This window comes from Actinomycetota bacterium, from assembly GCA_030018275.1.
In the GTDB taxonomy this organism is placed as follows: domain Bacteria; phylum Actinomycetota; class Aquicultoria; order Subteraquimicrobiales; family Subteraquimicrobiaceae; genus Subteraquimicrobium.
In genome coordinates this window covers 1-14,931 of record JASEGB010000019.1, presented here as the reverse complement: position 1 = coordinate 14,931, position 14,931 = coordinate 1, and the positions used below count along the sequence as shown (strand labels likewise).

General features: G+C 47.2%; 12 protein-coding genes and 1 other annotated feature. All 12 genes read left to right on the top strand.

Annotated elements, in window-relative coordinates; translation table 11 throughout:
- Positions 1 to 298: hypothetical protein (locus QMD66_07075; GenBank protein MDI6822599.1), on the top strand; the 298-nt coding region annotated here is incomplete at its 5' end.
- Positions 299 to 310: 12 nt separating this feature from the next.
- Complete coding sequence (gene secE / locus QMD66_07070) at positions 311 to 523, top strand: preprotein translocase subunit SecE (GenBank protein ID MDI6822598.1); 213 nt, start codon at positions 311 to 313, stop codon at positions 521 to 523.
- 30 nt (positions 524 to 553) lie between these two features.
- Complete coding sequence (nusG, locus tag QMD66_07065; GenBank protein ID MDI6822597.1) at positions 554 to 1,078, top strand: transcription termination/antitermination protein NusG; 525 nt, start codon at positions 554 to 556, stop codon at positions 1,076 to 1,078.
- A 311-nt stretch (positions 1,079 to 1,389) separates the two neighbouring features.
- On the top strand, positions 1,390 to 1,815 hold the full coding sequence (gene rplK, locus QMD66_07060) for a 50S ribosomal protein L11 (protein MDI6822596.1): 426 nt from the start codon (positions 1,390 to 1,392) through the stop codon (positions 1,813 to 1,815).
- 60 nt (positions 1,816 to 1,875) lie between these two features.
- Complete coding sequence (gene rplA, locus QMD66_07055; GenBank protein MDI6822595.1) at positions 1,876 to 2,589, top strand: 50S ribosomal protein L1; 714 nt, start codon at positions 1,876 to 1,878, stop codon at positions 2,587 to 2,589.
- 112 nt (positions 2,590 to 2,701) lie between these two features.
- Positions 2,702 to 2,824 (top strand) — a sequence feature (ribosomal protein L10 leader region).
- Positions 2,825 to 2,936: 112 nt separating this feature from the next.
- A complete protein-coding gene (gene rplJ / locus QMD66_07050; GenBank protein MDI6822594.1) occupies positions 2,937 to 3,452 on the top strand; it encodes a 50S ribosomal protein L10 in 516 nt (171 codons plus the stop codon).
- Between the two features lie 115 nt (positions 3,453 to 3,567).
- Entirely contained in the window at positions 3,568 to 4,017 is a 450-nt protein-coding gene (gene rplL / locus QMD66_07045) for a 50S ribosomal protein L7/L12 (GenBank protein MDI6822593.1), read from the top strand.
- Positions 4,018 to 4,232: 215 nt separating this feature from the next.
- On the top strand, positions 4,233 to 7,568 hold the full coding sequence (gene rpoB, locus QMD66_07040) for a DNA-directed RNA polymerase subunit beta (protein ID MDI6822592.1): 3,336 nt from the start codon (positions 4,233 to 4,235) through the stop codon (positions 7,566 to 7,568).
- Positions 7,569 to 7,652: 84 nt separating this feature from the next.
- On the top strand, positions 7,653 to 11,462 hold the full coding sequence (locus tag QMD66_07035; protein MDI6822591.1) for a DNA-directed RNA polymerase subunit beta': 3,810 nt from the start codon (positions 7,653 to 7,655) through the stop codon (positions 11,460 to 11,462).
- Positions 11,463 to 11,587: 125 nt separating this feature from the next.
- Positions 11,588 to 11,959, top strand: a complete 372-nt coding sequence (gene rpsL, locus QMD66_07030; GenBank protein ID MDI6822590.1) for a 30S ribosomal protein S12 — start codon at positions 11,588 to 11,590, stop codon at positions 11,957 to 11,959.
- Positions 11,960 to 12,094: 135 nt separating this feature from the next.
- Positions 12,095 to 12,565 carry a 30S ribosomal protein S7 gene (rpsG, locus tag QMD66_07025; GenBank protein MDI6822589.1) on the top strand — a complete coding sequence of 157 codons (471 nt, stop codon included), beginning with the start codon at positions 12,095 to 12,097 and terminating at the stop codon, positions 12,563 to 12,565.
- A 97-nt stretch (positions 12,566 to 12,662) separates the two neighbouring features.
- Positions 12,663 to 14,762, top strand: coding sequence for an elongation factor G (gene fusA / locus QMD66_07020; protein ID MDI6822588.1), 2,100 nt, complete (start codon positions 12,663 to 12,665; stop codon positions 14,760 to 14,762).
- Positions 14,763 to 14,931 lie beyond the last annotated feature (169 nt).

Sequence of the window (14,931 nt, the reverse complement as noted above, 5' to 3'; positions counted from 1 at the left end):
GTGGTCTCTCCCCTGTACGGCGAAAGCCATTGGGGGCCCCAACCTCAAGGGGGGTTTGGGGGAAGGATTTCCCCCAAGCCTTTGGGGTACAGCGAGCGGAGCGAGCGTCATAGGGGCGGAGCCCCTTGAAGCGGAGCGGTTGGGGGTTCGAGTCCCTCCAGGCCTGCAGTTTCAAACGTTGTGGTCTCTCCCCTGTACGGCGAAAGCCATTGGGGGCCCCAACCTCAAGGGGGGTTCGATCCTTTTTTATCGAAGTGAATTTGGTACATTGCTGGTTCTAATGACGCAAGCCATTTAAGAGGTTGAACCTTTGGCAGAGAAAAAAGGAATAGTCAAGAGACTCTTTAAATATCTAAAGGAAGCAAAATCCGAGCTAAAGAAAGTCATATGGCCTTCCCGCAAGGAGATTATTTCCTCGACAATCGTAGTTTTGGTCGCTGTTCTATTTTTTGTTTTGTTAATAGGATGTCTTGATTTTTTCTTTGCACAATTAATAAAATTAATTTCGCTCAAGCTTCTTTAGGAGGTGCAGATTCTGCGACAGATTAAAGCTATGGCAAAGAAGTGGTATGTCGTTCACACATATTCTGGTTATGAAAATAAGGTCAAGACCAACCTGAAACGACGCATTGAATCCATGGACATGAAGGATAAAATCTACCAGGTGGTCATCCCCACCGAGGATATCATGGAAATAAAGGGTGGGAAGAAGGTTGTTTCTCCGAAAAGGGTTTTCCCAGGTTATCTCCTCGTACAAATGGAATTGGATGATGATTCCTGGTACGTTGTTCGAAATACTCCCGGTGTAACTAGCTTTGTTGGTACAAGTGCCCGCCCCACTCCCCTCTCGGATGAAGAAGTGGAAAGGATTCTCCACAGAATCAAAACGGAGAAACCAAAGCCAAAAACCGAGTTCGTGGAGGGTCAAACGGTGAAAGTTATCTCGGGTCCTCTTGCAGACTTCACGGGCACCATAGCCGAGATTAATCTCGATCAAAGCAAACTCAAAGTTTTGGTCAATATTTTCGGCCGGGAGACTCCCGTTGAGCTCACCTTCGATCAGGTCGCCAAGCTTTAGATGTAATGTTATGCACATTGGTAATACTTATATTGTTTGGGGCATCCCTCCGAGTGCTAGCTGCTGCGAGCCTACTCGCTACTCTCTTAAGGGCAACGCCCTCCATAAGTTCGGGTCGGGCTGTTGCCGCCGCTGTTCGAGCCTTGCTCGCTTGACGGTTCTCTTAAGATGCACTCTCCAGGATACCCCGTCCCAAAAAATATGAGCTTAATCTAGATATAATTACTGTGAACTGTGAATGGTGAACCATGTAAGAGGTAGCCAATGTCTGCGATTAATACAATTAGCTGATAGTTTCGGAGTGGTTGTTCATGGCTAAGAAGATAATAGGTGTGGTAAAACTTCAGATTCCCGCTGGGCAAGCCAATCCGGCTCCACCAGTTGGACCGGCTTTGGGGCAATATGGCGTCAATATAATGGAATTTTGCAAGGCTTATAATACTCAAACCGCGTCTCAAACTGGTACGATTATACCCGTGGAGATAACCATATACGAGGATAGGTCATTCTCCTTCGTCACCAAGACGCCTCCAGCTTCCATTCTCCTCAAGCAGGCTGCAGGGATAGAAGCGGGCTCGGGTGAAGCTGGTCGGCAGAAGGTGGCCACGATCTCCAAGGAAAAAATCAGAGAGATCGCTCAACTGAAAATGCCAGATCTAAATGCAAATAGCATAGAAGCAGCCATGAAGATAATAGAAGGCACCGCGAAAAGCATGGGCATTGAAATTAAGGACTAGCGAAGCGGGTAAATTTTTGAGACGTCTCACTTTGGATGCTCATATATCGAGGAGGAAAAATTGAAAAGAGGGAAGAAGTACCAGGAAGCTTTGAAAAAAATCGATAGAAGTAGGTTATACACACCGCTGCTAGCGATTAGATTGTTGAAGGAAAACGCGACTGCGCGTTTCGACGAGACCGCCGAGGTTCACATCAGGTTGGGGGTTGATCCTCGTCAAGCCGATCAGCAAGTCCGAGGTACAGTGGTTCTACCATATGGTACGGGGAAAACCATTCGAGTACTCGTTTTTGCTCAAGGTGAAAAAGCAAGGGAGGCGGAGGAAGCAGGAGCGGATTATGTGGGAGGCACTGAGCTTATAGAGAAAATTCAGAAGGGGTGGCTCGACTTTGATGTTGCTGTTGCCACACCGGATATGATGGGTAAAATTGGCAAATTGGGTAGGATACTCGGTCCCCGTGGACTTATGCCCAACCCAAAGGTGGGTACGGTAACTTTCGATATTGGGAAAGTGGTCCAGGAGATTAAGGCTGGAAAGATCGCCTATAAAATCGATAAATTTGGCGTAATTCATGCTCCTATTGGAAAAATTTCCTTCACGGAAAAGGAATTAATTGAGAATTATGCCACTCTTCTTGAGGATATCCTTAAAGAGAAGCCGGTTTCAGCTAAAGGAAAGTATTTAAAGAGCATCACCATTACCTCAACAATGGGACCGGGAATAAGAGTTGATCCAAGCAAGACTAGAGACTTGCTGGAGGAAGAGGCGGTATAATGGGTCGCCTGTCGCGCAGATACCAGTAAAAAATTTAGCCGAACTGGGATATGGGAATGGCTTCTAAGAACTGGTATATTCAACAAGACTTGACTCCCAAAGATAGTTTTGGTAAATATACTTTTGAAGACCGTAGACAGTAGGTGCCTTAGAGGCTTAATCAAATGCCTACCGAGGTCTTATGAGTTTCTACATTGGAGACCTCTAATCTACGGAGGTCTTTTCATTTGAAGTCAAAAGTCAACCGCTCGTTTTACTCGCTAGTCAAGAGTCAAGGAATTTTTGATTTTTCTCTTTTGACTCTTGACCCTTGACCTTTGACTCTTGACTGAATTTTAGGGGGTAATATGGTTCGACCTGAGAAGAAGAGATTTGTTGAAGAGATCAAAGAAAAGTTGCAGCGGGCCGTGGGGATAGTTTTGACCGATTTTAAGGGTCTCAATGTTCATGAACTCTCCGAATTGCGTAAGCGCTTGCAGGAACAGGGGATTGAATATAGGGTTGTTAAAAATACGCTCATTCGAATAGCAGCTAGTGAGTCCAATTTAGGGGAATTGGAAAAATATCTTGAAGGACCCACAGCTCTCGCTTTTGGCTTTGAGGAACCGATCTCTCCAGCAAGAATCCTTTTGGATTTCTCCAGAGAGCATGAAACTCTCAAAATCAAAGGCGGAGTTTTAAATGGTGAAGTAATCGACGCCATTCGGGTTAAAGCCTTAGCTCTTTTACCATCGAGGGAAGAACTTGTGGTGAAATTATTGAGCTCTCTCCAATTGACCCTTTATGGTTTGGTGAATTCCCTCAATACACCTGTTAGAGGACTCGTTATGACCTTGAATGCCCTGGCGCAGCAGAAAAGCTAAAACGTTGGCTAGTAAGCTCGTTGGCCCGGTTAATAAGCAAACCAGCTACAAGCAAACAGCAAACAAGCAAACAAATATTATTTGAATCCCCTGGAAGATTGGGAGGTGAAAGAAATTGGCGAAAGAAGCAAAATCAGCAACGAAATCGGAAGCGAAATCGGAGACCAAGGAAGCGAAGAAAGAGACGAAGTTAACCAAGGAAGATATTTTGGAAGCCATAAAGGGTATGACCGTCATCGAGCTCTCCGAGCTGGTAAAGGCTCTTGAGGAGACCTTTGGGGTTACTGCTGCTGCACCTGTCGCTGCTGCTCCGGTGGGAGCTCCTGCAGCGGAAGCGGCACCAGCTGAGGAAAAGACGAAATTTGATGTCATACTCCAAAGTCCGGGAGAAAAGAAGATCCAGGTTATAAAGGTCGTTCGAAGCATCACTGGTCTTGGTTTGAAAGAAGCAAAGGCGTTGGTTGACGAAGCCCCAAAGCCTGTGAAAGAGGGTATCCCAAAGGAGGAAGCCGAAAAAATCAAAGCTGAACTTGAGGAAGCGGGAGCAGCAGTCGAGGTCAAATAATTAAAATTAAAAATTGAAAATTCAAAATGAAAAATGCATTTTAAATTTGTGGTGAAGTGCACGTGAGCCTAGATGTTGACCCTTGTCTCTTGGGGTCAGCTGTTTTTGTGATATAATTTTATTAGAAAAAATTTCTTGACAAATATTTTTAAAAGTGATATTTTAAATATTTGTCTGCTAATCTCCAAATGACCCTTAGGGAGTGTGTAATTACTTTGAAATCCAACTCCAAGAGAGAGAGAAGAAGTTTTGCCAAAATTCCGGAAATCCTCGAAGTACCTAACCTTATTGCCATTCAGCGTGAATCTTTTGATTGGTTACTCCAGAAAGGATTAGCCGAAGCTTTTCGAGACATCTCCCCTATTGAAGATTTCACCGGCAATCTTGCCATAGAATTCGGCTCTTACGAATTTGGTAAGCCGAAGTATTCCGTCAGTGAATGCAAAGAGAAGGACATGACTTACTCCGCACCCTTATTCGTCACCGCTCGTCTCATAAATAAAGAAACGGGGGAGATAAGGGAACAGCAGGTCTTCATGGGAGATTTCCCACTTATGACTGGGAAAGGGACCTTTGTTATCAATGGTACGGAGAGGGTTGTTGTCAGTCAGCTTGTGCGATCTCCCGGTTTATATTTCGCTCGCGAAATCGACAAGCAGAGTGACAGAGTCTACCATACCTGCAACATTATTCCCAGCCGTGGTGCTTGGCTCGAATTTGAGATCGATAAGCGAGATGTAATTACGGTACGGATTGACCGCAAGCGAAAGATACCCATTACCATCCTTTTGAAGGCTCTGGGTCTTGGGGAGAACAACGATCTCTTGAAGCTTTTCAATAGAGTCATGCCAATCAAGAAGACTTTGGAAAGGGATTTCACCGATTCTCAGCAGCAAGCCTTGGTTGAAATTTACAAGAGATTGAGACCCGGTGAGCCACCAACCATTGAAAGCGCCAAAACTTTCATCGAGACTCTTTTCTTCAATCCCCACAGATATGATTTGGCAAGGGTTGGTCGGTATAAGCTCAATAAGAAACTGGGATTAGATATCCCCTTGGATGTCACGGTTCTCACCAAAGAGGATATCCTGGAGACAGTGAGGTATCTCATTCGTCTTCATTACGATGGCGTAGGGGAAACGGATGATATTGATCACTTTGGAAATCGTCGGGTACGTCATGTGGGAGAGCTCATCCAGAATCAATTCCGCATCGCTTTGGCTAGAATGGAAAGGGTTGTTCGAGAGCGAATGACCACCCAAGATGTGGAGACAATAACACCCCAAACTCTGATCAATATTCGACCCATCGTCGCTTCCCTCAAGGAATTCTTCGGTAGCAGCCAGCTCTCCCAATTCATGGATCAAACTAATCCCCTGGCTGGTTTGACTCATAAGAGACGTCTCTCTGCCCTTGGTCCAGGAGGACTTTCCCGAGAGCGAGCCGGCTTTGAGGTAAGAGATGTCCACCCCTCCCATTATGGAAGGATGTGCCCCATAGAGACTCCTGAGGGTCCAAACATTGGTCTCATAGGTTCTCTTTCAACTTATGCGCGAGTTAACGAATTCGGCTTCATAGAAACTCCCTATCGGAAGGTTGTAAAGGGTAAGGTAACAAATGAAATTGTTTACCTCACCGCAGACGAGGAATATAAATATGTCATCGCTCAAGCAAATGCACTTTATGATAAAAAGACTGGTAAATTCGTACAGGATAAGATCTTGGCACGGATTGGGGAGGAGGTTGAGACGGTCGAACCTGAGAGAGTGGACTTCATGGATGTTTCACCAAAGCAGATCGTAAGCGTCGCTGCTGCTCTCATTCCCTTCCTTGAACATGATGATGCTAATAGAGCATTGATGGGAGCGAACATGCAGCGGCAAGCAGTTCCCCTAATCCGTACGGAAGCTCCCCTGGTGGGGACGGGTATGGAACATCGAGCGGTGAGAGACACTGGTGAGATCGTCCTGGCTAAGAGGGATGGGAGGGTAAAAACCGCATGTGCCGATTATGTCGAGATTGAGGCCGAGGATGGAAGCTTAGACCTGTATAAGCTCCAGAAGTTTAGAAGATCAAACCAGGGAACTTGCATAAATCATAAACCCATTGTAAATGAGGGCGATTATGTAAAGGCGGGACAGGTTCTCGCCGATGGGCCCTGCACTGATGGGGGAGAACTCGCGCTGGGTCACAATCTTTTGGTCGCCTTTATGCCTTGGGAGGGTTATAACTATGAGGATGCCATCATCATCAGCGAAAGGTTGATGAAGGAGGATATCCTCACCTCCATTCACATCGAAGAATACGAGGTGGATGCTCGCGACACTAAATTGGGTCCAGAGGAGATAACCAGAGACATTCCAAATGTGGGAGAAGAAGTTCTTAAGGATCTTGATGAAAGGGGCATTATTCGCATTGGAGCGGAGGTCTGTCCCGGAGATATTCTGGTAGGAAAGGTTACTCCAAAGGGCGAAACGGAGCTCACTGCGGAAGAGCGCCTCTTGAGAGCAATTTTCGGTGAGAAAGCTAGGGAGGTTAGGGATACTTCGCTCAAGGTTCCTCACGGAGAAGGTGGAAGGGTAATAGATGTGAAGCTCTTCTCCAGAGATGCGGGGGACGAGCTTCCCCCAGGGGTGAACCAATTAGTTAGGGTTTATGTTGCTCAAAGGAGGAAGATAGCTGAGGGAGATAAGCTCGCGGGAAGGCACGGGAATAAGGGTGTCATATCGAAGATCGTACCCGAGGAGGATATGCCTTTCCTGGAGGATGGGACTCCCGTGGACATCGTCCTCAATCCTCTCGGGGTCCCCTCCCGAATGAACATCGGTCAGATATTGGAGGCTCATCTCGGTTGGGCTGCGAAGGTGGGCTGGAGCGATAACGGTGAACCCACAAACGGACCGGTCTTTGTGATCTCCCCCGTCTTCGATGGTGCGGATGAGAAGGAAATCAAAGAGGCTCTGTGCAAAGCTGGGCTTCCCGAATTCGGAAAGACCATACTCTACAGTGGAAAAACCGGGGAACCCTTCAACCAACCTATAACCGTAGGCTACATTTACATGATGAAATTATTACATCTGGTTGATGACAAGATACATGCTCGATCCTCCGGTCCTTACTCCTTGGTCACCCAGCAACCCCTCGGTGGAAAGGCACAGTTTGGGGGCCAGCGTTTTGGGGAGATGGAGGTATGGGCATTAGAAGCTTATGGAGCGTCCTATACGCTCCAGGAACTCCTCACCGTGAAGTCCGACGACGTATTGGGTAGAGTCAAAACCTACGAAGCGATCGTCAAGGGAGAAAATATCCCAGAGCCCGGGATTCCGGAATCCTTCAAGGTTTTGGTCAAGGAGATGCAAAGTTTGGCTCTCAATATCGAAGTGCTTTCGGATGAAGGCGAGGAAATCGAACTCAAAGAGAAGGAGGAGGATGTCTTCAAGACCGCTGAGGAGCTGGGAATCGACCTACGTGGTGAGCCCGAAGCTGAGGAATCTTTAAGGACCTTAGAATCGACATCCGAATCCAAGAAGGAATCTCCGACGAGTTCATAGGACCGTGCCCGCCGGTGGCCCGCCTGGAGCGAAGCCTCCCTTTGGGACCGGACGGGCAGACAGGAGATCAGGGAGGTATATCCTTTGTTAGAGGTAAATGATTTTGATGCACTCAAAATTGGACTGGCTTCTCCCGAGCAAATCAGATCCTGGTCCAATGGAGAGGTCAAAAAACCGGAGACCATAAATTATAGGACGCTGAAACCGGAGAAGGACGGACTCTTCTGCGAAAAGATCTTTGGCCCCACCCGAGATTGGGAATGTTATTGCGGCAAATACAAGAGGATCCGCTTCAAGGGGATTATTTGCGAACGTTGCGGTGTTGAGGTCACCAGAGCCAAAGTGAGAAGGGAGCGCATGGGGCACATCGAACTCGCCGCTCCGGTCTCCCACATCTGGTACGTTAAAGGCGTTCCCTCTCGCATGGGATATCTACTGGATATCAGTCCCAAGGATCTAGAGAAGGTGCTCTATTTCGCCTCTCACATCATTACCTATATCGATGAGAAGCTTAAGAGTAAGGATTTACCGATATTAAAAGAGGAGCTTGAAAAGGAGATAGAGGAACTTAAGCATGAACTGGATAAGGAAATCAAGCGATTGGAAGCTGGAAAGGAAAGGAAGATAAAGATCCTAAAAGGAGAAATAGAGCCGGAGGAAGGGGAAGTCGTTGAGGTCAGCGCCAATCCTTCTCTCGAGGTTGAGATCAGGAAGCTCAAAAGCCAAACTGAGCATGAAATCAAGGAGCTTCAAAATGAAGTGGCACAGAAAATTCAATGGTTAAATCATGTCTCTGAAACCTTTGAGAATCTGGAATGCAAGCAACTGATCTCCGATGAACAGCTCTTCAGAGATTTGAGGGCTCGGTATGGAGAATACTTCCATGGAGGTATGGGAGCGGAAGCCATCAAAGAACTTTTAGCGAATTTGGATTTAGACCAGGAAGCCAAGCTGCTCAGGAAGACTATAAAGAAATCCCGTGGACAGAAAAGAAATCGTGCCATAAAGCGGTTGAAGGTGGTAGCTGCCTTCAAAAATTCAGGGAATAAACCCGCGTGGATGATTCTGGAAGCCATCCCGGTCATTCCTCCAGACCTTCGACCTATGGTTCAGCTTGATGGTGGAAGATTTGCCACCTCCGATCTGAATGACCTTTATCGAAGGGTTATAAACCGCAATAACAGACTGAAGCGCTTGCTTGATCTCGGAGCACCTGAGATCATAGTCAACAATGAAAAGCGGATGTTACAAGAAGCTGTGGATGCCCTGTTCGACAATGGCAGAAGAGGTCGTCCGGTTACTGGTCCCGGGAATAGACCCCTGAAGTCCTTGAGCGATATGCTCAAGGGGAAGCAGGGAAGATTCCGTCAAAATCTCTTGGGTAAGAGGGTGGACTACTCCGGGAGATCGGTTATAGTCATTGGCCCCGAATTGAAGATTCATCAATGTGGACTTCCTAAGGTAATGGCCTTAGAGTTGTTCAAACCCTTTGTTATCAAGAGATTGGTGGATTTGGGTCACGCTCAGAATATCAAGAGCGCCAAGCGTATGGTGGAAAGGGCCAAATCCATGGTCTGGGATGTATTGGAAGAGGTAATAGGGGACCATCCCGTGCTTCTTAATCGAGCTCCAACGCTTCATAGATTGGGTATACAAGCCTTTGAACCCATTCTCATTGAAGGCAAGGCCATTCAAATCCACCCGCTCGTGTGTACGGCTTTCAACGCAGACTTCGATGGCGATCAGATGGCGGTGCACCTACCGTTATCTGCGGAAGCCCAGGCCGAAGCGAGAATCCTGATGCTTTCCACAAATAATATCCTTTCTCCGGCTCATGGTAGACCTCTAGCTACTCCAACTCAGGATATGGTCCTCGGTTGTTACTACCTCACTGCCGAGGAAGATGGCTGTAAGGGTGAGGGCAAGATATTCAATGGCACTGAAGAGGCTATCTTTGCTTACGAACATGGTGTTGTAGATATCCATGCCAAGGTTAAGCTTCATATGAATGGTCAACTCATCGATACCACGGTGGGGAGAATCATTTTTAATGATGCTCTTCCCGATGATTATCCCTTTGTAAATTGTGAGATTGGCAAGAAAGAGTTGGCCGATATAGTCGAGAGATGCTGCGAGATATACGATACGGTGAGGACGGCTGAAATCCTGGACAGCATCAAGGCTTTGGGATTCTACCATGCCACAAGGGCTGGAGTCACCATCGGTATCGACGACATTCAGGTTCCCGAAGAAAAGCGGAAAATCTTGGATGCTCCCGAGGAAGCGGTGGAGAAAATCGAAAGACAATATAGGAGAGGGCTCATCACCAAGGATGAACGCCACCAGAGGATAGTCGATATTTGGACCAAGGCTACGGATGACGTCACCGAAGCCATGGAGAAGAACTTCAGCAAGTTCAATCCCATTTATATGATGGCAACTTCCGGAGCTCGAGGGAATATAAAACAAATAAGGCAGCTGGCTGGAATGCGAGGTCTGGTTGCCAATCCCAGAGGAGATATCATCGACAGACCCATTAAGACCAATTTCCGTGAGGGTCTAACGGTATTAGAGTACTTCATCTCCACCCATGGTGCTCGAAAGGGATTGGCCGATACTGCCTTAAGAACCGCAGACTCTGGATATCTCACCCGCAGGTTGGTGGATGTTGCCCAGGAGATCATAGTAAGAGAAGGGGACTGCAAGACTAAGGAAGGAATCCCGGTGAGCGTCCTCAATGAGGAGGGAGAACTCAACCACAGCCTTGTGGGAAGAGTGGCTCTCGAATCAATAACCGATCCCGTGGGCAAAGAAGTTATCGTTGAAGCCAATCAGGAGATTAAGGAATCGGATGTTCAAAAATTCATAGATGCTGGTATCCAGAGCGTCATGACCAGATCGGTGATGACTTGCAGATCGAAATATGGAGTCTGTCGTCTCTGTTATGGATGGAGCTTAGCCCATCGGAAGATGGTTGATATCGGGGAAGCTGTAGGGATAATTGCCGCTCAGTCCATTGGCGAGCCCGGAACCCAGCTCACCATGCGTACCTTCCATACCGGTGGTGTAGCCGGAGAGGATATTACCCATGGTCTCCCACGTGTCGTTGAGCTCTTTGAAGCCCGAAAACCTAAAGGACAAGCACAGATCGCTGAGGTAAGTGGGATAATCGAGATTAAAGAAACTGGTAAGCATAGGAAGATAATCATACACACTAAAGATGGTAAGGAAAAGATCTACCAAGTTTCGAGGAGAGCACGTCTTAAGGTTGCCAATGGCGATAAGATAAGGGCCGGAGATCAATTAACGGAGGGCTCCCTCAATCCTCACGACATTTTGAGAGTAAAGGGAATTCAGGCCGCCCAACTTTACCTGGTGCAGGAGATTCAAGAGGTTTACAAATCGCAGGGTGTGGAGATCAATGATAAGCACATCGAACTCATTGTCCGTCAAATGCTTCGACGGGTCACAGTGATAGATCCAGGAGATACCGAGCTCCTTCCAGGTCAATTGGTTGATCGTCATATCTTTGAGGAAGAGAATGAAAGGGTATTCGCTGAAGGCGGAAAACCCGCCACGGCTAAACAGGTACTTTTGGGGATAACCAAGGCATCTCTGGCCACCGATAGTTTCCTCTCCGCGGCATCCTTCCAGGAGACGACAAGGGTACTCACCGACGCGGCAATTACTGGGAAGGTGGATCCACTCCTTGGTCTCAAGGAAAATGTGATCATCGGCAAGCTCATCCCGGCTGCTACTGGCATGAATCGATACCGCGGCATAAGCATTTGTTTCCCTGAAGAGTTGCAGGAAGAAGTCTTTGGTGTAAGCGATTTGGCTGAATCGTCCGAGCAAGAAGTGGAAGAACCCGTTGACAATCCCGAGGAACAATGATATATTAACCTGCTGTGGCTTTGAAGACACGCAGGTACTCATGTGATGAGTAGCGAGTAACGCTTTGTTACTCGCTACTTATGTGAAAGTAAGAAAAAGGTCACGAGGTCAAGAGTGAAAGAGTCATGCCAACCATTAATCAGCTCATTAGAAAAGGAAGAGGGAGGACAAAGAAAAAAACCACTACACCTGCTTTGATGGGTTCCCCTCAAAGGAGGGGGGTCTGTACCAGGGTTTATACTACCACTCCAAAGAAGCCAAACTCGGCCTTAAGGAAAGTAGCCAGAGTGAGATTGACTTCAGGTGTGGAGGTAACTTCTTATGTGCCTGGTATAGGACATAATTTGCAGGAGCATTCCATTGTTCTCATTCGCGGGGGAAGGGTAAAAGATTTACCGGGAATACGCTATAAGATAGTAAGGGGAGCTCTTGATACCGCGGGAGTCGAGGACAGGAGAAAAGCTCGATCCAAATATGGAGCTAAAGCACCCAAATAATCAGTCGCCAGATGTGTTGGATCGATGTCCTGAGCTTCCGAGCTACAGAGCTAAAAGCTGAGAAGCTCGGGAGCTGAGAAGCTCAGAACGCAAGGTAGGATAGGGAATATTAACGAGAAGGAACAGGGGGAAGAGATGCCAAGAAGAGGACCGGTTCCGAAGAAGGAAGTACAACCAGATCATGTTCATAACGATGAATTGGTAACCAGGCTCATAAACCAGGTTCTGAGGAAAGGGAAGAAGAGTCTTGCAGAGTCCATTGTCTATGACGCTTTTGATATAATTAAAGAAAAGAGTGGTAGTAGCCCATTGACCATACTAAAAAAAGCGGTCGATAGTGCTAGACCCCTTTTGGAAGTGAGGCCACGCAGAGTGGGTGGTGCCACCTATCAAGTTCCAGTAGAGGTTCCAGTAAGACGAGGAACTACTTTGGCATTGAGATGGATTGTGGGTTTTGCCCAACTTCGGAAAGGCAAGCCAATGTGTGAACGGTTGGCGGCTGAACTCATGGAGGCAGCTAAGGGGACTGGTTCGGCAATAAAGAAGAGGGAAGACTTGCACAAGATGGCGGAGGCCAACAAGGCTTTTGCTCATTATCGCTGGTAATCACCAGTTGGTAGTGGGGAGTTGGGAGTTTGTAGTTTAATTGAATATTTACTCCTAGCTACCAATCATAAACTACTAACTTAGAGAGGGTAAAAAAATGGCAGAAAGATTTCCATTAAACAAGGTAAGAAATATTGGAATCATGGCTCACATCGATGCCGGGAAGACCACCACCACGGAGCGGATACTCTACTACACCGGCAGAGTCTATAAAATCGGGGAGGTCGATGAGGGTACCGCCGTTATGGATTGGATGGTTCAAGAGCAGGAGCGGGGTATCACCATTACCTCTGCCGCTACAACCTGCTTCTGGAAGGATTATCGGATTAACATTATTGATACGCCAGGGCACGTGGACTTCACTATGGAGGTTGAAAGATCATTGCGTGTCTTGGACGGTTCCATTGCCATATTCTGTGCGGTAGGGGGGGTTGAGCCCCAATCCGAGACCGTATGGAGACAGGCGGACAGGTATGGAATACCTCGCATTACCTATATAAATAAGATGGATAGAACGGGTGCTGATTTCTTCAAAGTTGTGGATATGATGAAGAAAAGAATTGGTGCTAACCCCGTACTCATTCAGCTACCCATGGGATGTGAGGAAAATTTCGCTGGAGTAATAGACTTAATTAAAATGAAGGCCATAGTTTGGATGGATGATCTGGGTACGATTTGGGAGGAAAGGGAAATACCAGCAGATCTTAAGAGTTTGGCCGAGGAATACCGTCAATACCTTTTAGAAACGGCTGCTGAATACGATGACGAACTCCTTCATAAGTACCTTGAGGGAGAAGAAATTACTCCAGAAGATATAAATAAGGCTTTAAGAAATGGAACCCTTTCAGTGAAAATTACTCCCATTCTGTGCGGAGCTTCCTTAAAGAATAAGGGAGTTCAGCCTCTTCTTGACGCGATTGTGAATTACCTCCCCTCTCCTTTGGATATTCCCCCTGTCAAGGGCATAAATCCTCGTATCATGAGGGAAGAAATCCGACCCGCTTTTGACGAGGCGCCATTTGCTGCACTGGCCTTCAAAGTCCAAGTTGATCCCTATGTAGGAAAGTTAACCTTCCTTAGAGTTTACTCCGGTATTTTGCAGGCTGGTTCACACGTTTTGAATTCCACAACTGGCTTAAAAGAGCGGGTGGGAAGAATTCTCCAGATGCACGCCAATCGCCGTGAGGAGAAATCGAGGGTTTGTTCTGGCGATATCGTAGCGGTGGTTGGACTCAAGAGGACATTTACGGGAGACACCCTCTGTGATCAAAATCATCCCATAGTTCTCGAATCCATGATCTTTCCGGAGCCGGTGATCTCTATAGCCATTGAACCTAAGACCAAAGCGGATCAAGAGAAACTTGCATCTTCCTTGGCCAAAATCGCCGAGGAGGATCCAACCTTCCGTGTTAAGGTCGATGAAGAAACGGGGCAGACAATCATTTCCGGAATGGGGGAGCTCCATTTGGAGGTCATTGTGGACAGATTAATTCGGGAATTCAAAGTGGGTTGCAATGTTGGCAGACCACAGGTTGCTTATCGAGAGACCATAAGAAAGCCCATCACCAGCATTGAAGGCAAGTACATCAGGCAGACTGGTGGACGGGGTCAGTATGGTCACGTGGTCATCAAATTGGAGCCAAATGAGCGGGGAGCGGGTTATGAGTTCATTGACTCGATCACTAAAGGGGCCATTCCCAAGGAGTTTGTCCCAGCTGTGGACAAAGGTATCCAAGAAGCGATGGAGTCAGGTGTTCTGGCTGGATACCCCGTGGTGGATGTGAAGGCTATTTTGTACGATGGTTCATATCATGAAGTCGATTCCTCCGAATTGGCCTTTAAAATCGCTGGGTCTATGGCTTTTAAAGAGGCAATGAAGAGAGCTCACCCCGTACTTTTAGAACCCATCGTGAAGGTAGAGATCATAGTCCCCGACGAATATATGGGGGATGTGATTGGAGATCTCAATGCCCGTCGCGCTCGAATCGAGTGCATGGAACTCAGAGCGGGTGCTCGCGTCATCAAGGCCCACGTACCCTTGAGCGAGATGTTTGGTTATGCCACCGATCTCCGCTCCCATACCCAGGGGCGAGCTACCTTCACCATGCAATTTGAGTGCTATGAAGAGGTTCCCAAAGATATCGCTCGAGAGATCATTGGCAAGGCCCAAGGGGAATGGTCCTTAGCAGTTAGCTAAATAGTCTGTTAGTCGGGAGTGGGAGTCGGTAGTTTGGGAACAATGAAAATATTAGCTCCCAACTACGAACTAATAACTACTGACTGAAAGAAGGAGGAGGCAATGGCAAAGAAAAAATTCGAAAGGGTAAAACCCCACATGAACGTGGGAACAATAGGTCACGTGGACC

What these genes read in the sequence shown, in the direction of transcription:
- nusG (MDI6822597.1), top strand. Translation starts at nt 554, where the DNA reads ATGGCAAAGAAGTGGTATGTCGTTCACACATATTCTGGTTATGAAAAT.
- rplK (MDI6822596.1), top strand. Translation starts at nt 1,390, where the DNA reads ATGGCTAAGAAGATAATAGGTGTGGTAAAACTTCAGATTCCCGCTGGG.
- rplJ (MDI6822594.1), top strand. Translation starts at nt 2,937, where the DNA reads ATGGTTCGACCTGAGAAGAAGAGATTTGTTGAAGAGATCAAAGAAAAG.
- rpsL (MDI6822590.1), top strand. Translation starts at nt 11,588, where the DNA reads ATGCCAACCATTAATCAGCTCATTAGAAAAGGAAGAGGGAGGACAAAG.
- rpsG (MDI6822589.1), top strand. Translation starts at nt 12,095, where the DNA reads ATGCCAAGAAGAGGACCGGTTCCGAAGAAGGAAGTACAACCAGATCAT.
- fusA (MDI6822588.1), top strand. Translation starts at nt 12,663, where the DNA reads ATGGCAGAAAGATTTCCATTAAACAAGGTAAGAAATATTGGAATCATG.